This window comes from Sphingomonas sp. LHG3406-1 (assembly GCF_029637485.1).
Lineage (GTDB): Bacteria > Pseudomonadota > Alphaproteobacteria > Sphingomonadales > Sphingomonadaceae > Sphingomicrobium.
Map to the genome: position 1 here is coordinate 900,494 of NZ_CP069128.1, position 19,946 is coordinate 920,439.

A 19,946-nucleotide genomic window follows, 5' to 3' on the forward strand; every position below is an offset into this window, starting at 1 on the left:
GACGTTCACCACCGTTAACGCCGAAACGATGGCTCTTGGTCGGTCTGGCGCTGGCACCCGCTTAGGTTAACCGACTCCAGTCATGACCCTGCTCATCCCCGTCCTTGGCGACCAGCTCAGCCATGGCCTCGCCTCGCTCCGGAAGGCGGACCGGGCGCGCAGCGTCGTGCTGATGATGGAGGTGGCCGAGGAGACGACCTACGTCCGCCACCACAAGGCGAAGATCGTCCTCATCCTGTCGGCCATGCGCCACTTCGCCGAGGAACTCCGCGCCGACGGCTGGACAGTCGATTACGTCCGCCTCGACGATCCCGACAATCGCGGCAGCTTCACCGAGGAGGTAGGGCGGGCGATCGAACGGCACGAGGCCGAGGCCATCCGCATCGTCGAAGCCGGCGAATGGCGCGTGCAGAAGGCGATCGAGGGCTGGCAGGAATGCTTCGGCATCGCGGTCGAGGTCCTCGGCGACGATCGCTTTATCTGCCCCCTCCCAGATTTCTTTGCCTGGGCCGCGAGCCGGCGCGAGCTGATCATGGAAAGCTTCTACCGGCAGCAGCGCCGCCGCACCGGCCTGCTGATGGAGCCCGATGGAACGCCGGTCGGCGGCCAGTGGAACTTCGACAAGGACAATCGCGCACCGCCGCCCAGGAACCGTCCGCTGCGCGAGCCCCAGCGCTTCCCGCCCGACGAGACCACGCGCGAGGTGATCGCACTGGTGGAAGGGCGCTTCCGGCACCATTTTGGCACGCTCGCAAGCTTCGCGCTGCCGGTCACCGCCAGCGAGGCGCGCGACCTGCTGGCCGACTTCGTCGCCGAGCGCCTGCCACGCTTCGGCACCTATCAGGACGCGATGCTGGAGGGCGCCGACTTCCTCTACCATTCGCGCCTGTCGACCAGCCTCAACTGCGGCCTGCTGACCGCCCGCGAGGTGTGCGAGGCGGCGGAAGCAGCCTATGCCCGCGGTGAGGCGCCGCTCAACGCCGTCGAGGGCTTCATTCGCCAGATGATCGGCTGGCGCGAATATATACGTGGCATGTACTGGCTCGAGATGCCGGGCCTGTCCGAGGTCAACTTCTTCGGCAACAGCCGCGAGCTTCCCGACTTCTACTGGACCGGCGAAACCGACATGGCCTGCTGCGCCGACAGCGTCCGCAACACGCGCGACAATGGTTATGCCCATCACATCCAGCGGCTGATGGTGCTCGGCAATTTCGCCATGATCGCCGGCATCGATCCGGCGCAGGTCTCCGACTGGTATCTGGTGGTCTATGCCGACGCCTACGAATGGGTCGAGCATCCGAACGTTCTCGGCATGAGCCAATATGCCGACGGTGGGCGGCTTGGGACCAAGCCCTATGCGGGCTCGGGCGCCTACATCAACAAGATGAGCAACTACTGCCGCGGCTGCCGCTTCGACGTGAAGCAGCGAGTCGGCGAGGATGCCTGCCCGTTCAACGCCTTGTACTGGGACTTTATCGACCGCAACGAAGCCAGGCTGCGCCGCAACTGGCGCATGTGGCAGCCCTATGCCACCTGGGACCGCTTCGCTCTCGAGACCAAGGCCGAAATCCGCGAGCGCGCCCGAAGCTTTCTCGATTCCCTCCAGCCGGCCGCACCCGGCTGGGCGCGAGCGGCGACGGAAAGCGCCTCCTAATGCGTGCTGCCGGCGACGGCCCGACGCTCCTTCGGTCGCGGCGCCAAGTCCCCCAAGGCTCCTGGCATTGCCGGGGGGATTGGTGAAAGGAAGGCTGCACGGACCTCCTCCTCGTTGAGCCCGAACTCCTCGATCCGGTAGCGATGCGCGCGGTGGGCCTTCGCCCCGGTCAGATAGGCTTGCATCGCCGCCAGCACCTCGGCCGTCAGCGGCAGCCTGAGAAAGCGGTACAGGCGGTGGATGACGCCCTGCCAGTCGGCATTCACCTCGTCATAGTGAAGGTCGAAGGCGGCGACCTGCGGATGGCGGGTGCGCGCCGCCGCTTGTAGCCGCTGTCGCTGGAGGGTGCGTTCGAGCCATTCGGGACCGATCTCCCGGCGATCGACGGAATCGCTGTGGATCCGGCGCTGCTCGAAGACGAGGCTCGCACTCGACGCCACCACCTTGACCGGATCGCGGCTGAGATGGATCACCTGCGCGTCAGGGAAGGCAGACAGCAAGTCATCCGCCATCTCGGCATAGGCCGGGCATTTAAGGAGCCAGCGGCGCTCTCCGACGCCGCCGCCTGCCCAGCCGTTCATGCGCAGCATCGTCGCAAGCTCTGCGGTGACCGGGCTCCAGTCACGATGACGTTCCGCAGCGACCAGCTGTGGCACCCGCCACTGCACCCCGGCCTGCGCGCTGGTCAGCGACAGGGCGAGGTAGCCGAACTCCTCGTCCGGGCGCGTCGCGCCGGAAGGATGGACACGCTGGATCGCAGGATTGAGCGCCCGTAGCATGCCATGCACGGCGGCGGCCGCCGCGATCCTGAGCCGGTTGCCCCGACCGCGCGGGACCGGAAACAGGCTTTCGTGAAGATGCGTGCAGGCGAAGCGCGGATCGCAGGCGAGCAGCCGCTGGAGCCTGGTCGAACCCGACCGCATCGGCCCCATGATGATCACCGGCCGGCGGATCGGCTCGGCGTGGATGGCGGGCTCGCGCGCAAGCAATTGCTCGGCCCGTACCCTTCCCGTCAGCAGTCCGACCAGCTGCCCGTTGGCGATCACCCGCCCGAGCGGGCTCAGCGCCGCCTCATGCTCGAGATCGTGGCAGAGCTGCCGGAAGTAAGGGCGCCAATGATCGCCTGGCACCCGTTCGGCACCGGTACGGCGCAGCACGAAGCGCTCGATCTCCTGCGGATCGAGTGAAACCGCCGGCGCCCGGGCGAGCGCTCGGTTGACCAGCGAAACCAGGGGCAGTTTCTCGTTCAAGACGAGAGGGGCAACGATCCTTGTGCCGCGCTGGTTTCGGCCGCGAGCAGGGCCTTCTTGCGTTCGAGCCCACCGGCATAACCGCCCAGGCTGCCGTCGTTACGCACCACCCGGTGACAGGGAACGATGATGGCGACCGGATTGGCGCCATTGGCCGTGCCCACCGCCCGTGTCGCATTCGGGTCGCCAAGTGCCCGAGCGATATCGAGATACGAACGCGTCTCGCCAGGCGGGATCCGGCGCAGTTCGGCCCAGACCCGCCGCTGGAAGTCGGTCCCCGCCACATCGACCGGAAGCTCGCGCGCGAGCTCCGGCCGGGCGACCGCCTCAACCGCCGCCCGGATCAGCGGCGCCTCCGGATCGTGGACGAGCGTGGCCTGCGGGAAGCGCCGTTCCAGCGCCGTGCGGTCTTCTGCGAACGTCAGCCGGCAGATGCCTTTGTCGGTCGCCGCCACCAGCAAAGGTCCGACGCTGCTTTCCACCACCGCCCAGCGGATGGTCTCGCCCCTGCCGCCGTTCCGCCAGGCCGATGGAGTCATGCCGAGCTTCTCCTTCGCATCCTCGTAGAAGCGGCTCGGCGCCGAATAGCCAGCCTCGTAGATCGCTTCGGTCACCGTTGCGGCCTCCTTGAGGGCCTTCCCGACCCGCTCCGCCCGAAGCGCCCTGGCATAGGCTGCCGGCGACATTCCGATTTCCCGCGTGAAGAGCCGCTGGAAATGGTGTGTTGCATAGCCAGCTGCCGCTGCCAGCGCATCGAGCCGGATCGTCTCTTGCGCTCCGTCGAGCATCGACCGCGCCCGCGTGACCGCCAGCCGGTCCCGCGCCGCTTCGTCGGGCTTGCAGCGGAGGCAGGCGCGGTAGCCCGCGCTCACGGCTTCCCGGCCCTCGCCGAAGAAGAGCACATGTTCCCGCTTGGGGCGGCGAGCCGGGCAGGAGGGCCGGCAGTAGATTCGCGTCGTGGTCACCGCCACGACGAAGCGCTCGTCGAAGCTGCGGTCGCGTCGCTCGAAGGCCGCCCAAGCCTGTTCCTCGCCGATCCTCATGCCCGCTCCACCGCCGCGGCGAAGCAGCCGCGGATCGCATTATGGGCGTGGATGTAGGCGACCGCCGGATCGTCGAACAGCCGCCGGATCGCCGAGTCCGCGCCGCCGGGCTGCACCAGCGCCGCCCCCACCATCATGTGCCCGGCATCGAACCCCCGCAAGGACAGGATTCGTCGGTCGAGCGCCGGGGGCACCTTGTCCGCATAGTCCCCTCGCCTCGAACCTTCCCCGACGAATATGGCATGCGTGGCGGCATAGGGGCCCTCTCCGATGCTCTGGTGATTGAGCAGGAGCGCGCGTTCTCCGAACGCCAGGTCCTCCAGGCTGATGCGGCACGGAAAGCCGGGCCGTGCGGTCACGGCCATGCGCACCATCCCCCGCCCGGCCAGCTCGGCGTCGGACAAGGCATGGAGCGGGGCGAACGGGGCGGGGTCGAGGCCAAGAATGCGATAGGTCATCCACACCTTGTGCCGACTTCGCGTTCCTGCCGCTTCCCGAATCTTGCGGTCAAACCTTCACCTCGCCGAGCCCTCCCCGGGCGCGTAGAGGCCGCGAGCGTGACCTACACCCTCCACACGCACGAACTCGACCGCCCCGACGTCCAGGACCTGCTCGCCCTCCATGTCTCGGCGATGCACGCCCATTCGCCGCCCGAAGCTTGCCACGTCCTGCCTGGCAGCGCGCTTGCGCACCCCTCGATCACTTTCTTCAGCCTGCGCGAGGATGGCCGCCTGCTCGGCATTGGCGCGCTCAAGGCGCTTGGCGGCGGCGAGGGGGAGATCAAGTCGATGCGCACTGCTCCCGACGCGCTCGGCCGGGGCGTCGGAAAGGCAATGCTCGCCGCCATCAGCGGCGAAGCCCGCGACCGCGGCTATGTCCGGCTGCTGCTCGAAACCGGCCGGACCGATGATTTCGCGGCCGCCAACGCGCTCTACGACCGGGCAGGCTTCACGGAGTGCGGGCCGTTCGGAGACTATCCCGGAAGCCCTTTCACGCGCTTCCTGCGAGTGGATCTTTGACTCTCCTTGCATCGCCCCGACCCCCCTGCTAGGGGCCCGGCCAACCCGGCTGGGGCGGGCGTATCGCAAGGTGCGCTAACGCCCCGCTTTGCATATATCTGACGGAGCTTTGGGCGCGTGGAGACTTCCGGCGGCATTCGAGCCAGCTTAGCGGGACGCTATGCGTCGGCGCTGTTCGACCTTGCCCGCGACGAGCGCCAGATCGAGGCGGTGTCGCAGAGCCTTTCCAAGCTGAAGGCGGCGCTTGCCGAATCGGCCGACCTCAAGGCACTGGTCAGTTCGCCGCTAGTCGGCCGGCAGGCCGCCGCGCAGGCGCTTGCCGCCACCGCCGGAACGCTCGGTCTCGACCAGACCACGTCCAACTTCATCGCGGTGCTGGCGCGCAACGGGCGGCTCAGCCAACTCGGCAACACCATCCGCATCTTCGAAACGCTGGCGGCCGAGCATCGCGGCGAATCCACTGCCGAAGTGGTCAGCGCTCGTCCGCTCGACGACAGCCAGATCGCGGCATTGAAAGCGCAGCTTGGCGCCCGCGTCGGCCGCGACATCCGCATCGATGCCCGCGTCGATCCCACTATACTCGGCGGCCTTGTCGTCCGGCTCGGAAGCCAGATGATCGACGCCTCCATCCGCACCAAACTCAACTCCCTCGCCACGGCGATGAAAGGCTAAGCAATGGACATCCGCGCCGCTGAAATCTCCCGCGTCATCCGCGACCAGATCGCGAATTTCGATGCCGACGCGCAGGTCTCCGAAGTCGGTCAGGTCCTGTCGGTCGGTGACGGCATTGCCCGCATCCACGGCCTCGACAACGTCCAGGCCGGCGAGATGGTCGAGTTCGACAATGGCGTGAAGGGCATGGCCCTGAACCTCGAAGCCGACAATGTCGGTGTCGTGATCTTCGGCTCGGACAGCGCCATCCGCGAAGGTTCGACCGCCAAGCGCACCGGCACCATCGTCGACGTACCCGTCGGCAAGGGCCTGCTCGGCCGCGTCGTCGACGCGCTCGGCAACCCGATCGACGGCAAGGGCCCGATCGTCGCCGAGCAGCGCAGCCGCGTCGAAGTGAAGGCGCCGGGCATCATCCCGCGCAAGTCGGTGCACGAGCCGATGCAGACTGGCCTCAAGGCCGTCGATGCGCTGGTTCCGGTCGGCCGCGGTCAGCGCGAGCTGATCATCGGCGACCGCCAGACCGGCAAGACCGCCGTCGCACTCGACACCTTCATCAACCAGAAGGCCGCGCACCAAGGCGATAACGAGAACGAGAAGCTGTACTGCATCTACGTTGCGGTCGGCCAGAAGCGCTCCACCGTCGCGCAGATCGTCCGCGCGCTCGAAGAAAATGGCGCGATGGAATATTCCATCGTCGTCGCCGCCACCGCGTCGGAGCCGGCCCCGCTGCAGTTCCTTGCGCCCTACACCGGCTGCGCCATGGGCGAATATTTCCGCGACAACGGCATGCACGCCGTGATCGTCTATGACGACCTTTCGAAGCAGGCCGTCGCCTACCGCCAGATGTCGCTGCTGCTGCGCCGTCCGCCGGGCCGTGAAGCCTATCCGGGCGACGTCTTCTATCTTCACAGCCGGCTGCTCGAGCGCGCCGCCAAGATGAACGACGCCAACGGCAATGGCTCGCTGACCGCGCTTCCGGTCATCGAGACCCAGGCGGGCGACGTGTCGGCTTACATTCCGACCAACGTCATCTCGATTACCGATGGCCAGATCTTCCTCGAGACCGACCTCTTCTACCAGGGCATTCGCCCGGCCATCAACGTCGGCCTGTCGGTCAGCCGCGTCGGCTCCGCCGCGCAGACCAAGGCGATGAAGAAGGTCGCCGGCTCGATCAAGCTCGAGCTCGCCCAGTATCGCGAAATGGCTGCCTTCGCCCAGTTCGGCTCGGACCTCGATGCTTCGACCCAGAAGCTGCTGGCTCGCGGCGCGCGCCTGACCGAGCTGCTGAAGCAGGGTCAGTTCCAGCCGATGCCGATCGAGGAGCAGGTCGTCTCGATCTTCGCCGGCACCCAGGGCTTCATCGACAACGTGCCCACCAACGACGTGACCCGCTATGAGGCCGCGCTGCTCAGCTACATGCGTTCGGACAAGCCGGAGATCCTGGCCAAGATCCGCGACACCAAGGCGCTGGACGACGAAACCGCCGCTTCGCTCAAGAGCGCGCTCGGCGAGTTCGGCAAGCAGTTCGCCTGAAGCTAACCCCCTCCCCCTTCGCGGGAGGGGTAAAGGAACGAAGATGGCATCGCTTAAAGCCCTCAAGCTCCGCATCGGCTCGGTCAAGTCGACGCAGAAGATCACCAAGGCGATGAAGATGGTCGCCGCGGCGAAGCTTCGCCGTGCGCAGAGCAATGCCGAGCAGGGCCGCCCCTACTCGCAGCGCCTGAGCGATGTCGTCGCCAGCCTCGCCAGCCGGATCACCGTCGGCCCGCAGTCGCCGCGGCTGATCGCCGGCACCGGCTCGGACCAGCGCCACCTGATCGTGGTTGCTTCCAGCGACCGCGGCCTTGCCGGCGCGTTCAACACCAACATCGTCCGTGCGGTGCGCCGTCAGGCCGAAGAGCTGGTCGCGCAGGGCAAGGACGTCAGCTTCTACATCGTCGGCCGCAAGAGCCGCCCGGTGCTGACCCGCTTCTTCGGCGCGGGCAAGATCGTCGGCCAGTACGACACCAGCGAGATGAAGAACCCGACCTACGCCGACGCGCAGGCTGTCGCGGCCGAGGTGACCCGCCGTTTCGAAGCGGGCGAGTTCGACGTCGCGCACCTCGCTTACTCGAACTTCCGCTCGGTGCTGGCGCAGGAGCCGACGGTCGAGCAGATCATCCCGGTCAAGCCCCGCGCCGCCAACGATGCGGGCACGCCCGCCGCGTCGGCCGCAGTCGAATATGAGCCGGACGAGGAAGCGATCCTTGCCGACCTGCTGCCGCGCAACGTCGCGATCCAGATCTACCGCGCGATGCTGGAGAATCAGGCCGGCTTCTACGGCAGCCAGATGACCGCCATGGACAATGCGACCCGCAATGCCGGCGACATGATCAATCGCCTCTCCATCCAGTACAACCGCCAGCGCCAGGCAGCGATCACGACCGAGCTGGTCGAGATCATCTCCGGCGCCGAAGCGCTCTAAACAGACACGACAAGGCAAGGAAAACAGCCATGGCCACCGCCGCCGACACCCTCAACGCCCCCCAGGGCAGCACCTCCAACCTCACCGGCCGCGTGGCGCAGGTGATCGGCGCCGTGGTCGACGTCGCGTTCGACGGCGAACTGCCGGCCATCCTCTCGGCGCTCGAGACCGAAAACAACGGCAACCGCCTCGTCCTTGAGGTCGCCCAGCACCTCGGCGAGAACATGGTCCGCACCATCGCCATGGATGCGACCGACGGCCTGACCCGCGGCCAGTCGGTCCGCGCCACCGGCTCGCAAATCCGCGTTCCGGTCGGTCCCAAGACACTCGGCCGCATCATGAACGTCATCGGTGAGCCGATCGACGAACGTGGGCCCATCGGTAGCGACCTCTCGGCGCCGATCCACGCCGACGCACCCTTGTTCGTCGACCAGTCGACCGAAGCCGCCATCCTGGTCACCGGCATCAAGGTCATCGACCTCCTCGCCCCCTACGCCAAGGGCGGCAAGATCGGCCTGTTCGGCGGCGCCGGCGTCGGCAAGACCGTGCTCATCCAGGAACTGATCAACAACATCGCCAAGGGCCACGGCGGCGTGTCCGTGTTCGCCGGCGTCGGCGAGCGCACCCGCGAGGGTAACGACCTCTACCACGAGTTCCTTGAGGCCGGCGTCATCGCCAGCGACGCCGACGGCAACCCGACCAGCGAGGGCTCCAAGGTGGCGCTCGTGTTCGGCCAGATGAACGAGCCGCCGGGAGCACGCGCCCGCGTCGCACTTTCGGGCCTGACCCAGGCCGAATATTTCCGCGACGTCGAAGGCCAGGACGTGCTGTTCTTCGTCGACAACATCTTCCGCTTCACCCAAGCGGGTTCGGAAGTGTCGGCGCTGCTCGGCCGTATTCCCTCGGCCGTGGGCTACCAGCCGACCCTGTCGACCGACATGGGCGCGCTGCAGGAACGCATCACCTCGACCAACAAGGGCTCGATCACCTCGGTGCAGGCGATCTACGTCCCGGCGGACGATCTTACCGACCCGGCCCCGGCGACCTCGTTCGCCCACCTAGACGCGACCACCACCCTGTCGCGCGCCATCTCCGAGCTCGGCATCTACCCGGCCGTCGATCCGCTCGACTCGGTCAGCCGCGTCCTCACCCCGGCGGTCGTCGGCCAGGAGCATTACGAGACCGCCCGCGCCGTCCAGGAAGTGCTGCAGAAGTACAAGAGCCTGCAGGACATCATCGCCATTCTCGGCATGGACGAGCTGTCGGAAGAGGATAAGCTGGTCGTCAGCCGCGCCCGCAAGATCCAGCGCTTCCTGTCGCAGCCCTTCCACGTGGCCGAAGTCTTTACCGGCATCCCTGGCAAGTTCGTGCAGGTCGAGGATACGGTCCGCTCGTTCAAGGCGGTGGTCAACGGCGAATATGACCATCTTCCGGAATCCGCCTTCTACATGGTCGGTGGAATCGAAGAGGCCGTCGCCAAGGCCGAGAAGCTGGCTGCGGACGCCTAAATGGCCGACCTCCACTTCACCCTGGTCACGCCCGAGCGGCAGGTCATGGCGGACGACGTCCACATGGTCGTCGTTCCGGGCGTCGAGGGCGAGTTCGGCGTCATGGCCGGGCACGCGCCTTTCATGACCACGCTGCGCGACGGCGAACTGTCGGTCTACCGCTCGGCGGGCAGCCAGCCAGAGCGCATCCGCGTCTCGGGTGGCTTCGCCGAGGTGGGTGACGCGGGCCTCACCATCCTCGCCGAAAGCGCTGAAGCCTAGGCATGGGCCGAACCGCCGTGTCCGCCCGCAGCAATGCGCTGTGGGCGGTGGCGACGATCCTGCTCTTCGCGCTGCTGCTGGCCGCCAATCCGGTCGGCTATCGTGGCGGCGGCGCGGACGACTGGCAATATCTGCAGGCCGCGCGCTGCTGGGTCGAGAACGGCCCCTGCCTCCCGCGCGATCATTGGTGGGGACGCTGGCCGCTGGTCGCCTCCCTCGCCGGACTGATCGACATCTTCGGCGAGAGCCGCACGACGCTCGCCCTCGTGCCCTTCGCAGCGACCCTTGGCTGCGGCTTCCTCGTCGCCCACATTGGTAACCGCCTGTTCGGGGCTCCTGCCGGGTGGATCGCGGCCATGCTGCTGCTGTCGACCCCGGTCGTGTTGTTCGAGGCGCTCGATCCCACCATCGATGCGATCGAGCTGCTGTTCATGCTCGCCGGCGGCGCGCTGCTCCTTTCGGCGAAGGACCGCGGCTCGCTCCTTTTCACCGGTTGTGCCGGCCTGATGTTCGGCCTGGCTTTCCAGGCGCGAGAGACCAGCATCGCGGTGCTTCCTGCCGCCGGGCTGTTCCTGCTCCTGCGGGCACGCCCGTTCTGGCCAGCCGCCATTGCCTTCGGTGCCGGGGCCCTCGCGCCCTTGCTGATCGAGCTTCTGGTCTATGGTCAGGCCACCGGCGATCCGCTGTTCCGCCGACATCTCTCGGTCGCCCACACCTCCCTGCCCTCGAGCGAAATTGCCGTCGCCACACCTCGCGGCGCCCTGCCCTTCTTCCGCTGGGAGCTCATCGCCGGCTGGCAGCATGAGACGGGGATCAGCGTCCACTGGCTGGTGGACGGGCCACTCGACGTGCTGCTCAACGCCAAGGGTGGCTGGACCCTGCTTGCCGCGACCCTCGTCCTTGTCGTCTTCGGGCGGCGTCTCGATGAGCGTCAACGCCGCACGGCATGGCGCCTCCTGCTCCTCGCTGCCTTTGCGGGCGCCATGCTCATCTACGCCTTCAGCATCGATCCCAAGCCGCGGATGATGCTGGTCCCGCTCGCCGCCGGCGCCCTGGTCCTTGGCGCGCTGCTGGTCCGCATGCCGCGATGGACCGCGGCGCCGCTCTTGCTCGCCCGCGTCGCTGCCTTGTCCCTCGTCTACCTGTTCGAACCGCGCATGGCCGCGGGTGAAGCCGCCGCGCGAAGCTGGCTCGCGACGCTCCCGGCGGGCTCCGTCGAAACGACCGAAAGCACCCGACGGCGCCTGGCCCTCGTGCCGGACATCGAGCGACTACCCCTCGCCGACGGCAGTCGTCCCCTGCTGCTGATCCGCACCAGCCGTCCCTGCGCATCGGCGCGCATCCACGACCTCGCGCCGCCTCGCACCTTGCGTCTCGTTGCCGAACAGCGCCTCGGCAACCGCAATCCGCTTTCCGCCAAGTACCGCGCGCTGTGTCTCTTCCGGTACGGCTCGCCCGAAGCCGCGCGCGCGCTTGCTGCTACCCACGACGCGGTAACTTCCTTCACCGATGAAGCGGCAGAGCCTAAATTCCTCCAGGATGGACCCGACGTTAAACCGAACTGACATCGGTTAGCTTTTTGGCAAAGTTTGCGTGTCACTAACCACCCGAGACTTCGCGGAAGAAACGGGACAGGCACAAGGCATGAGCGCATTCGGCAAGCGTGGCGGGGGACGCCCAAGCTTCGGCGTGGCGCGGCCGATGAAGGGCGGACCGTCTCCGGCTTCTGGCGGGGGCGAGCAATTTCCGCCGATCGAGGAGGCCGACGTTCCAGCGCCTGCTTCGTCGGAGCCCGCCGCTCCGCCGCTGGGCGCGATGGACCGGCTCAACCATCGCATGAACGGCAGCGGCGAGGCCGGCTCCTCCAAGGTCGAGGGCTTCGAGGCCAGCGTCCACCGGATCAAGGAGCAGGTGCTTCCGCGCCTGCTCGAGCGGGTCGACCCGGAAGCCGCCGCGACCCTCAGCAAGGACGAACTGGCGGAGGAATTCCGCCCGATCATCTCGGAAGTGCTGACCGAGCTCAAGATCAACCTCAACCGGCGCGAGCAGTTCGCGCTGGAAAAAGTGCTGGTCGACGAGCTGCTCGGCCTCGGGCCGCTCGAGGAGCTGCTCGCCGACCCGGCGGTAAGCGACATCATGGTCAACGGACCCGACCAGACCTTCATCGAGAAGAAGGGCAAGCTCCAGCTCGCCCAGATCCAGTTCCGCGACGAGGAGCATCTGTTCCAGATCGCGCAGCGGATCGTCAATAAGGTCGGCCGCCGCGTCGACCAGACCACGCCGCTGGCCGACGCCCGCCTTCAGGACGGCAGCCGCGTCAACGTCATCATCCCGCCGCTGAGCCTCAAGGGCACGGCCATCTCGATCCGTAAGTTCTCGGAAAAGCCGATCACGCTCGACATGATGCGTGGGTTCGGATCGATGTCCGAGAAGATGGCCACCGTGCTCAAGATCGCCGGTGCGGCGCGCATGAACATCATCATCTCGGGCGGCACCGGCTCGGGCAAGACGACCATGCTCAACGCCCTGTCGAAGATGATCGACCCGGGCGAACGCGTCATCACCATCGAGGACGCGGCCGAGCTGCGGCTGCAGCAGCCGCACTGGCTGCCGCTCGAAACCCGCCCGCCGAACCTCGAGGGCCAGGGCGCGATCACCATTCGCGACCTCGTCATCAACGCCCTGCGTATGCGCCCCGATCGGATCATCCTCGGCGAAATCCGCGGCCAGGAATGTTTCGACCTTCTGGCCGCCATGAACACGGGTCACGACGGGTCGATGGCCACGCTCCACTCCAACTCCCCGCGCGAATGCCTCGCGCGTATGGAGAACATGGTGATGATGGGCGACATCAAGATCCCGAAGGAAGCCATCAGCCGCCAGATCGCCGATTCGGTCGACATCATCGTCCAGGTGAAGCGCCTGCGTGACGGCTCGCGCCGCACCACCAACATTACCGAAGTGATCGGCATGGAGGGCGAGGTCATCGTCACCCAGGAGCTGTTCAAGTTCGAGTATCTCGACGAGACGGCCGAGGGGAAGATCATCGGCGAATATCGCTCGATGGGCCTGCGCCCCTACACGCTCGACAAGGCCAAGCAGTTCGGCTTCGACCAGCCGTATCTGGAGGCTTGCCTCTGACCGGCGCCTGGCGCCATCCGCCGGTCAGTTGCTGTACACGACCGCACGGCGCAGGACGACATTCTCATATTGCGGTGCCCGCATCGGCTGGCCGTTACGGTCGACCGCGGGCCTGAACCTGGCCTTTGCCTTCAGCCGCTCGCAGAAGTTTGCATCGAAGTCCTTGGTCCCGCTCGGCTTCAGCAGCCGGCAATCGTCCACCCTGCCCGCCGCATCGACCCAGTAGATGGTAACGAACTCGAACGCCTCCTCGAACCGCGGATAGCCGGCAGCCTCGAGCGCCATGCCTTCCGGCCGCCGTGCCATGCCCTTGAGCATGGCGAGATCGATTCCGAAGCCCTTGTAAAGGTCGCCCATGCAGGCCTCCATCGACCGCCATGCGGTCGCCAGGCCGGGAACGCCCACCACCGTGTCGCCCTGCTGCGCCGTCGAGAAGGTCAGCTCATTGGCCGCCTTGGCGAAGGGCTGCTTGCCAAGATCGAGCGTGAACTGGCGGACGCGCTGCTTGCCGTCCGGAAAGAAACTGAAATCGCTCGGAACCGCCATCGGCGCCGCATCGGCCAGGACCCTTGCCGTCCCGTCATGCCGGCGCTGGGTGCGTTCGTCGCTGAGCAGGCGGAGGTAAGCAAGGTTGCTGAGCGGTTCGACCGGCAGCTGGAAAGCATAGGCCCGTCCGTCCGAGCCGGTGTAGGCACGGCGAAGGACGCATTGCCAGTCGGCGAACTCCACTTCCCACTTGCCCGAAGGGTCCAGCCGAAGCGGCTGCCTGGGAGCGGCCTCGGTGGTCGTGACGGCGAGCATGGCCGACAGGCCGAGCCAGCAAATACGCATGCACCAGTCCCCCAACGCGCTCGCGCCTCCGCGCTCCTACCGCTCCATCCTGTAGATCAGATTGAGGCTGACGCCAGTCTCCAGCAGGCCCGGCGCGACGATGCCGTCGCCCCCGCCCCGCTCCGGTGCAGGCGGCGGCGGTGGTGGGGCGCCATCGGCGCTGAGGAGACGGTTTCCGCTCACGATCACTTCGGTGCCGCGGTGACTGGTGCCCTCTTCCACCGACAGCAGGGTCACGCGCGTGAAGCCCTGCGCACGAGCATATTCGAGCGCCTCGGACTGGGCCCTGACCAATGCCCGGCGCCGGGCCTCCGCACGCAGTGGCAGCGGATCGGCGATGCTAAAATTGGGCCCATAGACGCTGTCCGCGCCCGCGGTGGTCAGCGTGTCGAGCAGGCCGGTCAGCCGGTCGATGTCGCGCGTCTTGATCTGGATGCTGTTGGTCGCGACGTAACCCTGGAACACCTGTCGGCCGCGGCCACCGGCGGGTTCGGCGATCCACTGATATTCCGGCTGGAGCTGGATGCCCTGGGTCTGGGTGTCGCGCTCGCGGATGCCGGCGCGGCGGATAGTGGCGAGCAGCCGTTCGGTCTTCGCCTTGCTCTCGGCGGACGCCTGCGTGGCGGTCGGCGCCCGCACCTGCGTCCCGACGGTGATGCTCGCCTCGTCAGGCGGCGTGCGAAGCGTCTCGCTGATCTGCAGCTTGACGAGCGGCGTGGTCGCCATCTCGGCGATACTGGCCTGCGGCGCCACCTGCGCCATCGCGGGAGCGGCAAGCAACAGGCAGGCGACGGCGGGCAGGAACGGACGCGTCATGGCTTTCCCTCATGCGGTTACGGTCCTGAAACGGTAGGAGGCCGGCCCATGTTCCGGACGCTGCGCGCTCTGTAGGGAGCCACGACCCTCATCCGAACGCGTTAGTCATTCTGAACAAGGTCACGAAGGTCACCGGTGGCGGGGTGCGGCGGAAGACTCCTGTCTTCTCCATAGCGAACCGGCAGCGAAGGTCACACGCCGTGACCGTTAGCGCCGGTCCAAGTGAACGGGTGCATCAACGAGAGAAAGAGCCGAGCCGGCGAACCGGTCCGGTTAGTTGAGCAGGCGAAATCCTATTTTGCAAGCTGGCGAGCTTATGTCTGCTTTGGGTGGAAGGCAGACGTTGGCTTTTAGCGGGGTGGCCGGTCGAACTTTACGCTGCGAGAGATCTCTTGCGCTAAGTTGCAGTCGGAGGTGGTCGCGCAAGCTGCTGTCAACAGGAGGCCCGAAGTTGGCCCGAGCCTAGGGTCTTGTGAGGGCCACAACTTCACTCCGAAATCGAGCCGGTGCGAATAGGTGTGGCTGCCGATAACCCCATTCTTCGGATAGCGGACCCATGCTGCCGGTCGTCCATCAACGACAGCTGAGGATTGGCGACAGCCATCGATATTCCCGCAGAACTGGGGTCCATTTCTGCCGCAGTCCGCGTTGATGATAAGTCCCGGCCCGATGATCTGGGCAACTGCACTGTCAATCCCGTGCCCACTCGTTACCGTGAAGCCTGGAGGCAGCCACACGCTTACGGTCGGTAGAGGAGGATTTTCGACGAGAATGGCGGTCCGCCATCCTCTTGCAGCCGGCAGGACTGCGGAACTCGCGCAGCCTCCAAGTGCGACAATCAGAGTGGCCGCAACTAGACTATTGAACTTAATCATCACTCCAGTGTCGGCGGGAAACGCAATGTCCGCAATGGGTCGAACTCAGACGTTCGGCCTGGATGTCCGGAAAGGGTGGGAAGCGGACATTCGCAGAACCTCCCCGTTGCGCAGCAATGGGGAGGGGGACCGCTCAGCCTTCAGGCTGGGTGGTGGAGGGGCCAGCGCGGCGCTCGCACCGTCGCATCAGGGCGTCGGCGACCGCTTCCGGGTTGGCGAGGACGTCGGCGGCCGGGATGCGGAGGACCTGCAGCCCGACGGAGTGGAGGTAGGCGGTTCGGCGTTCGCCTGCCGCTTGCGAGTGATTGTGAGAGGCGCCGTCGATCTCGATCACCATCTTGGCCGCCGCGCAGTAGAAGTCGGCGACATAGGGACCGATCGATGCTGGCGGCGGAAGCGAAGGTCGCGGCGGGCTTGGCGGAGCAGGCGCCAGAGAAGTTGTTCGGGCAGGCTGAGATGGCGGCGATAACGCCGAGCGGCGGACATGGCGTTGGCAGTTGCGCGCATGGTGCTGGCCCCTCCACCACTCCGCTGCGCGGAGCGGTCCCCCTCCCCATTGCTTCGCAACGGGGAGGTTCCGGATCGGCACAGCCGCACCCTGGCGTCTAGAGCCAATGTCCGCAACGGGTCGAAAGCGGACATTCTTCGTCGCACCTGGTGTGCACATGAAGAGGGCGCCCGAACCGCGTCCGGACGCCCTCCTCTCACCTCTTCAACCTGAAGCTCAGACGTCGTCCTCGGCGTCCGGGCCGACCATCAGCGCGTCGCCGATCTCGTCCTTGCCGCGGCGGATGGCGGCTTCGATGCGCGCTGTGATGTCCGGATTTTCCTTGAGGTAGGTCTTGGAATTCTCACGGCCCTGGCCGATCCGGATGCTGTCGTAGCTGAACCAGGCGCCCGACTTTTCGACCACCCCGGCCTTGACGCCGAGGTCGAGGATCTCGCCGATCTTGCTCACGCCCTCGCCGTACATGATGTCGAACTCCACCTGCTTGAACGGCGGCGCGACCTTGTTCTTGACCACCTTCACGCGGGTGGTGTTGCCGACGATGTCGTCGCGATCCTTGATCTGCCCGGTGCGGCGGATGTCGAGCCGGACGGAGGCGTAGAACTTCAGCGCATTGCCGCCGGTCGTCGTCTCCGGATTGCCGTACATGACGCCGATCTTCATGCGCAGCTGGTTGATGAAGATGACCATGCAGCGCGAGCGGCTGATCGAACCGGTCAGCTTGCGCAGGCTCTGGCTCATCAGGCGGGCCTGGAGGCCGACATGGCTGTCGCCCATCTCGCCCTCGATCTCGGCGCGGGGCACCAATGCTGCGACCGAGTCCACCACCAGCACATCGATCGCGTTCGAGCGCACCAGCGTATCGACGATCTCCAGCGCCTGCTCGCCCGTGTCGGGCTGCGACACGATCAGCTCGTCGATGTTGACGCCCAGCTTCTTGGCATAGGCCGGATCGAGCGCATGTTCGGCATCAACGAAGGCCGCGGTCCCGCCGGTCTTCTGCGCTTCGGCGATGACGTGCAGCGCAAGCGTGGTCTTGCCCGAACTCTCCGGCCCGTAGACCTCGATCACGCGGCCGCGCGGAAGGCCGCCAACGCCGAGCGCGATATCCAGCCCGAGGCTGCCGGTGGAGATCACCTCCACCTCCATCTTCGGCTTTTCGCCCAGCTTCATCGCCGAGCCCTTGCCGAAGGCGCGATCGATCTGCGCCAAAGCGGCGTCGAGCGCCTTCTGCCTGTCAACCGTCATGCTATCCCCGCCCATACCGACGACCTTCAGCTGCGTTGCCATGCGCTCATTCCCTCGTCCACGATAAGGCCGATGCCTCCGTTGCGGACATGATGTACACTGTTCGTTCCACAAGAACAAGAGGTGAACGAACAGTAGGAAAGGAGACGCACGACAAGAGTGAGCCGAGCCGCGCCACTCTAGCCGAACGAGCGACCGGCGCAACCGCAAAGCGGCAAGTAGAGGAGCTTTCGGATGCCGCTGGATCGGCTGGTCAAGGAGGCCTGAGTCCTGGGCCGGGGCGGCCATGCGCAGGGCCGAACCGGCTTCCCGACCCCTGCCTCCTCAGGTCCGCTTGCGACCCATTGCGGACGCTCGCTGCCGCGGCGGAGATCGCGGCCGGGAGTGGCAAGGCCCTCCTCGTTGCGCTTCCCTGCGAATTGCCCGACTAGGGGCGGCGAACCCTGCCGCTCGTTTTTCTGCCAACCCGCTGAAGGCGCTTGATGAAACATCTCTCTTCGACCGAGGCGAGCGGCGCGACCCACCTGCGGTCGATCCTCGCCACCGTGCCGGATGCGATGGTGGTCATCGACGACAAGGGGCGCATCGTCTCGTTCAGCGCGGCGGCCGAGAAGATGTTCGGCTTTTCCGAAGGCGAGATCCTCGGCGAGAATGTCAGCATCCTGATGCCCTCGCCCGACCGCGAACGCCATGACCGCTACATCGGCACCTATTTGGAAACGGGCGAGCGCAAGATCATCGGCATCGGCCGTGTCACCACCGCCCGCCACCGCGACGGCTACACTTTCCCGATCGAACTCTCGATCGGCGAAGCGGACTCTGGCGGCCAGCGCATCTTCACCGGCTTCATCCGCGACCTGACCGAACGCCAGCATGCCGAGATGCGGCTTCAGGACCTGCAGGCGGAACTGGCCCACGTCGGCCGGGTCAGCGAGGTCGGCACCCTTGCCTCGGCGCTGGCGCACGAGCTCAACCAGCCCCTCGCCGCCATTGCCAATTACTGCGAGGCCGCACGGGACATGGTCACGGGCGGAGCGCCGGACGCGGCGACCCTGGCCCTTGTCCGCGAAGCGCTCGACGAAGCCGCCCAGCAGTCGATCCGGGCGGGCCAGATCGTCCGCCGGCTGCGCGACTTCATCACCTATGGCCAGACCGATCGGAAGGTCGAACATCTGCCCCGGCTGATCGCCGAGGCCAATGCGCTCGGCCTCGTCGGCTCGCGGGAATATGGCATCGAGGTGGACATCGACGTCGACCCGACCGCCACCAGAGTGCTGGTCGACCGCATCCAGATCCAGCAGGTGCTGCTCAACCTCATCCGCAACGCCATCGACGCGATGATCGATACGCGGGTGAAGCAGCTTGCCATCTCCACCGCCCGGGAGGGTGAAGAGATGGTCCGGATCACCGTCGCCGACACCGGCAAGGGCATCGCCAAGGACATGGCCCCGCAGCTGTTCCAGCCCTTTGTCAGCAGCAAGGAGCATGGCATGGGCATCGGCCTGTCGATCTGCCGCACGATCATCGAGGCGCATGGCGGCAGGATCTGGTTCGAACCAGGCAGGGCGGGCGGGACCATGTTCCACTTCACCGTGCCGGACGCGGGGGCGGTCGATGAGTGAAGCGTTGCTGGTCCATCTGGTCGACGATGACGAAGCGGTCCGCCGCTCGGCCGCATTCATGCTCAAGACCGCCGGCTTTCGCGTGCAGAGCTACGACAGCGGCGTCGCCCTGCTGAAGGAGGTCCGCGGCCTGGAGCCCGGCTGCATCCTGCTCGACATCCGCATGCCGGAGATGGACGGCCTCGAGGTCCAGCGCGCGCTCCGCGAAGCGGGATGCATGCTGCCGGTGATCATCATGACCGGCCACGGCGACGTGCCCATCGCGGTCCAGGCGATGAAGGCAGGCGCCATCGAGTTCCTCGAAAAGCCGTTCGAGAAGGCGAGCCTCGTCGCGGCGCTGGAGCATGGGCGGGAGCGGCTGCAGCAGAAGGCGCGCAACGCCAGCCAAGCGGAGGAAGCGCGCGACCGGCTCAACATCCTCACGCCGCGCGAACGCGACGTGCTCGCCGGGCTGGTCAACGGCCTTCCGAACAAGACCATCGCCTATGACCTCGGGATCAGTCCGCGAACGGTAGAGATCCACCGCGCCAACCTGATGGACAAGCTGGAGGTCCGTTCGCTCAGCGAGGCGCTGAGGATCGCCTTCGCCGCCGGGCTCGGCGAGGACGACGGCGGGTCAGGCGAGGTCGCTTAGCTTCGCCACCCGGAAGGGCAATGCCTGCCCGTTCTCGCGCAGGGTCAGCAGACCGCCCTCGTTGATCGGAAGAGCATCGAATTCCGACCAGACCTTCCGCTGGTGGCCGTTGCGTCCGGCGAGGAAGGCCCAGCCCTGGCCGGCGCGGATGAGATGCCCGCTCACGTCGGGCTGGCTCGGCCACATGCGGCGGACGGTCGCCTGCTCGGGCTGCTCCACCACGGCCTGCTCGTCGATCGTGCCGTCGTCGGCGAGCGGTAGACGCATGACGTAGGCGCGGCTCGCCGAGCCTGTTGGAAAGTCGTGCGTTCGCCCAAGTTCGAGACGGATGGACTTCCAGTTCATGGCGTCCATCTGACCGGTTCGGCGGCTGCTCGAAATAGGGACATCTACGGACGCA

General features: G+C 66.6%; 19 protein-coding genes. 11 read left to right on the forward strand and 8 right to left on the reverse strand.

Annotated elements, in window-relative coordinates; genetic code table 11:
• Window positions 1-82: 82 nt before the first annotated feature.
• Window positions 83-1,654 carry a cryptochrome/photolyase family protein gene (locus JOY29_RS04360; protein WP_300974967.1) on the forward strand — a complete coding sequence of 524 codons (1,572 nt, stop codon included), beginning with the start codon at window positions 83-85 and terminating at the stop codon, window positions 1,652-1,654.
• Here JOY29_RS04360 and JOY29_RS04365 read toward each other — a convergent pair.
• The 3 genes from JOY29_RS04365 to JOY29_RS04375 are packed head-to-tail and all read right to left on the reverse strand — an operon-like array spanning window position 1,651 to window position 4,405.
• A complete protein-coding gene (locus tag JOY29_RS04365) occupies window positions 1,651-2,904 on the reverse strand; it encodes a sulfotransferase (RefSeq protein WP_300974968.1) in 1,254 nt (417 codons plus the stop codon). The two genes, JOY29_RS04360 and JOY29_RS04365, sit on opposite strands and share 4 nt — an antisense overlap.
• Window positions 2,901-3,947 carry a bifunctional transcriptional activator/DNA repair enzyme AdaA gene (locus JOY29_RS04370; RefSeq protein ID WP_300974969.1) on the reverse strand — a complete coding sequence of 349 codons (1,047 nt, stop codon included), beginning with the start codon at window positions 3,945-3,947 and terminating at the stop codon, window positions 2,901-2,903. Before JOY29_RS04370 ends, JOY29_RS04365 begins: the two co-directional genes overlap by 4 nt.
• Window positions 3,944-4,405: a DUF1203 domain-containing protein gene (locus JOY29_RS04375; RefSeq protein WP_300974970.1), complete on the reverse strand. Its 462-nt coding sequence runs from the start codon at window positions 4,403-4,405 to the stop codon at window positions 3,944-3,946. The genes JOY29_RS04370 and JOY29_RS04375 overlap by 4 nt, the downstream gene beginning before the upstream one ends.
• A gap of 99 nt (window positions 4,406-4,504) precedes the next feature.
• Between JOY29_RS04375 and JOY29_RS04380 the strand changes: the two genes are divergently transcribed.
• The 8 genes from JOY29_RS04380 (at window position 4,505) to JOY29_RS04415 (ending at window position 13,012) form a co-directional block, all read left to right on the forward strand.
• Window positions 4,505-4,966, forward strand: a complete 462-nt coding sequence (locus tag JOY29_RS04380) for a GNAT family N-acetyltransferase (protein WP_300974971.1) — start codon at window positions 4,505-4,507, stop codon at window positions 4,964-4,966.
• Window positions 4,967-5,083: 117 nt separating this feature from the next.
• Window positions 5,084-5,638 carry a F0F1 ATP synthase subunit delta gene (locus tag JOY29_RS04385; RefSeq protein ID WP_300974972.1) on the forward strand — a complete coding sequence of 185 codons (555 nt, stop codon included), beginning with the start codon at window positions 5,084-5,086 and terminating at the stop codon, window positions 5,636-5,638.
• A 3-nt stretch (window positions 5,639-5,641) separates the two neighbouring features.
• Window positions 5,642-7,171 (forward strand): F0F1 ATP synthase subunit alpha, encoded by a 1,530-nt coding sequence (gene atpA / locus JOY29_RS04390; protein ID WP_300974973.1) that lies wholly within the window; start codon window positions 5,642-5,644, stop codon window positions 7,169-7,171.
• A 43-nt stretch (window positions 7,172-7,214) separates the two neighbouring features.
• On the forward strand, window positions 7,215-8,102 hold the full coding sequence (locus JOY29_RS04395) for a F0F1 ATP synthase subunit gamma (protein WP_300974974.1): 888 nt from the start codon (window positions 7,215-7,217) through the stop codon (window positions 8,100-8,102).
• Window positions 8,103-8,131: 29 nt separating this feature from the next.
• Window positions 8,132-9,610: a F0F1 ATP synthase subunit beta gene (gene atpD / locus JOY29_RS04400; protein WP_300974975.1), complete on the forward strand. Its 1,479-nt coding sequence runs from the start codon at window positions 8,132-8,134 to the stop codon at window positions 9,608-9,610.
• The gene (locus JOY29_RS04405) at window positions 9,611-9,871 is read left to right on the forward strand and encodes an ATP synthase F1 subunit epsilon (protein ID WP_300974976.1); all 261 of its coding nucleotides are present in this window, start codon (window positions 9,611-9,613) and stop codon (window positions 9,869-9,871) included.
• A 2-nt stretch (window positions 9,872-9,873) separates the two neighbouring features.
• Window positions 9,874-11,436, forward strand: coding sequence for a glycosyltransferase family 39 protein (locus JOY29_RS04410; RefSeq protein WP_300974977.1), 1,563 nt, complete (start codon window positions 9,874-9,876; stop codon window positions 11,434-11,436).
• 79 nt (window positions 11,437-11,515) lie between these two features.
• Entirely contained in the window at window positions 11,516-13,012 is a 1,497-nt protein-coding gene (locus JOY29_RS04415) for a CpaF family protein (protein WP_300974979.1), read from the forward strand.
• Window positions 13,013-13,036: 24 nt separating this feature from the next.
• On the opposite strand, the gene JOY29_RS04420 is transcribed toward JOY29_RS04415, so the two are convergent.
• The 4 genes from JOY29_RS04420 to recA form a co-directional block, all read right to left on the reverse strand.
• Entirely contained in the window at window positions 13,037-13,843 is an 807-nt protein-coding gene (locus JOY29_RS04420; RefSeq protein WP_300974980.1) for an energy transducer TonB, read from the reverse strand.
• A 36-nt stretch (window positions 13,844-13,879) separates the two neighbouring features.
• Window positions 13,880-14,659 (reverse strand): SIMPL domain-containing protein, encoded by a 780-nt coding sequence (locus tag JOY29_RS04425; RefSeq protein WP_300974981.1) that lies wholly within the window; start codon window positions 14,657-14,659, stop codon window positions 13,880-13,882.
• Between the two features lie 1,008 nt (window positions 14,660-15,667).
• On the reverse strand, window positions 15,668-16,201 hold the full coding sequence (locus tag JOY29_RS04430) for an endonuclease domain-containing protein (RefSeq protein ID WP_300974982.1): 534 nt from the start codon (window positions 16,199-16,201) through the stop codon (window positions 15,668-15,670).
• Between the two features lie 57 nt (window positions 16,202-16,258).
• Window positions 16,259-17,332, reverse strand: a complete 1,074-nt coding sequence (recA, locus tag JOY29_RS04435; protein WP_300974983.1) for a recombinase RecA — start codon at window positions 17,330-17,332, stop codon at window positions 16,259-16,261.
• Between the two features lie 440 nt (window positions 17,333-17,772).
• Between recA and JOY29_RS04440 the strand changes: the two genes are divergently transcribed.
• Both JOY29_RS04440 and fixJ read left to right on the forward strand, forming a co-directional pair.
• On the forward strand, window positions 17,773-18,912 hold the full coding sequence (locus tag JOY29_RS04440; protein ID WP_367280031.1) for a PAS domain S-box protein: 1,140 nt from the start codon (window positions 17,773-17,775) through the stop codon (window positions 18,910-18,912).
• Entirely contained in the window at window positions 18,905-19,546 is a 642-nt protein-coding gene (gene fixJ / locus JOY29_RS04445) for a response regulator FixJ (RefSeq protein WP_300974984.1), read from the forward strand. Before JOY29_RS04440 ends, fixJ begins: the two co-directional genes overlap by 8 nt.
• Here the strand turns inward: fixJ and JOY29_RS04450 are convergent.
• Window positions 19,529-19,891 (reverse strand): hypothetical protein, encoded by a 363-nt coding sequence (locus JOY29_RS04450; protein WP_300974985.1) that lies wholly within the window; start codon window positions 19,889-19,891, stop codon window positions 19,529-19,531. The genes fixJ and JOY29_RS04450 overlap by 18 nt on opposite strands.
• Window positions 19,892-19,946: the final 55 nt, after the last annotated feature.

What these genes read in the sequence shown, in the direction of transcription:
- JOY29_RS04360 (WP_300974967.1), top strand. Translation starts at nt 83, where the DNA reads ATGACCCTGCTCATCCCCGTCCTTGGCGACCAGCTCAGCCATGGCCTC.
- JOY29_RS04430 (WP_300974982.1), bottom strand. Translation starts at nt 16,201, where the DNA reads ATGTGCACACCAGGTGCGACGAAGAATGTCCGCTTTCGACCCGTTGCG.
- recA (WP_300974983.1), bottom strand. Translation starts at nt 17,332, where the DNA reads ATGGCAACGCAGCTGAAGGTCGTCGGTATGGGCGGGGATAGCATGACG.
- JOY29_RS04450 (WP_300974985.1), bottom strand. Translation starts at nt 19,891, where the DNA reads ATGAACTGGAAGTCCATCCGTCTCGAACTTGGGCGAACGCACGACTTT.
- JOY29_RS04425 (WP_300974981.1), bottom strand. Translation starts at nt 14,659, where the DNA reads ATGACGCGTCCGTTCCTGCCCGCCGTCGCCTGCCTGTTGCTTGCCGCT.
- atpD (WP_300974975.1), top strand. Translation starts at nt 8,132, where the DNA reads ATGGCCACCGCCGCCGACACCCTCAACGCCCCCCAGGGCAGCACCTCC.
- JOY29_RS04375 (WP_300974970.1), bottom strand. Translation starts at nt 4,405, where the DNA reads ATGACCTATCGCATTCTTGGCCTCGACCCCGCCCCGTTCGCCCCGCTC.
- JOY29_RS04370 (WP_300974969.1), bottom strand. Translation starts at nt 3,947, where the DNA reads ATGAGGATCGGCGAGGAACAGGCTTGGGCGGCCTTCGAGCGACGCGAC.
- JOY29_RS04420 (WP_300974980.1), bottom strand. Translation starts at nt 13,843, where the DNA reads ATGCGTATTTGCTGGCTCGGCCTGTCGGCCATGCTCGCCGTCACGACC.
- JOY29_RS04415 (WP_300974979.1), top strand. Translation starts at nt 11,516, where the DNA reads ATGAGCGCATTCGGCAAGCGTGGCGGGGGACGCCCAAGCTTCGGCGTG.
- fixJ (WP_300974984.1), top strand. Translation starts at nt 18,905, where the DNA reads ATGAGTGAAGCGTTGCTGGTCCATCTGGTCGACGATGACGAAGCGGTC.
- JOY29_RS04395 (WP_300974974.1), top strand. Translation starts at nt 7,215, where the DNA reads ATGGCATCGCTTAAAGCCCTCAAGCTCCGCATCGGCTCGGTCAAGTCG.
- atpA (WP_300974973.1), top strand. Translation starts at nt 5,642, where the DNA reads ATGGACATCCGCGCCGCTGAAATCTCCCGCGTCATCCGCGACCAGATC.
- JOY29_RS04410 (WP_300974977.1), top strand. Translation starts at nt 9,874, where the DNA reads ATGGGCCGAACCGCCGTGTCCGCCCGCAGCAATGCGCTGTGGGCGGTG.
- JOY29_RS04440 (WP_367280031.1), top strand. Translation starts at nt 17,773, where the DNA reads ATGAAACATCTCTCTTCGACCGAGGCGAGCGGCGCGACCCACCTGCGG.
- JOY29_RS04405 (WP_300974976.1), top strand. Translation starts at nt 9,611, where the DNA reads ATGGCCGACCTCCACTTCACCCTGGTCACGCCCGAGCGGCAGGTCATG.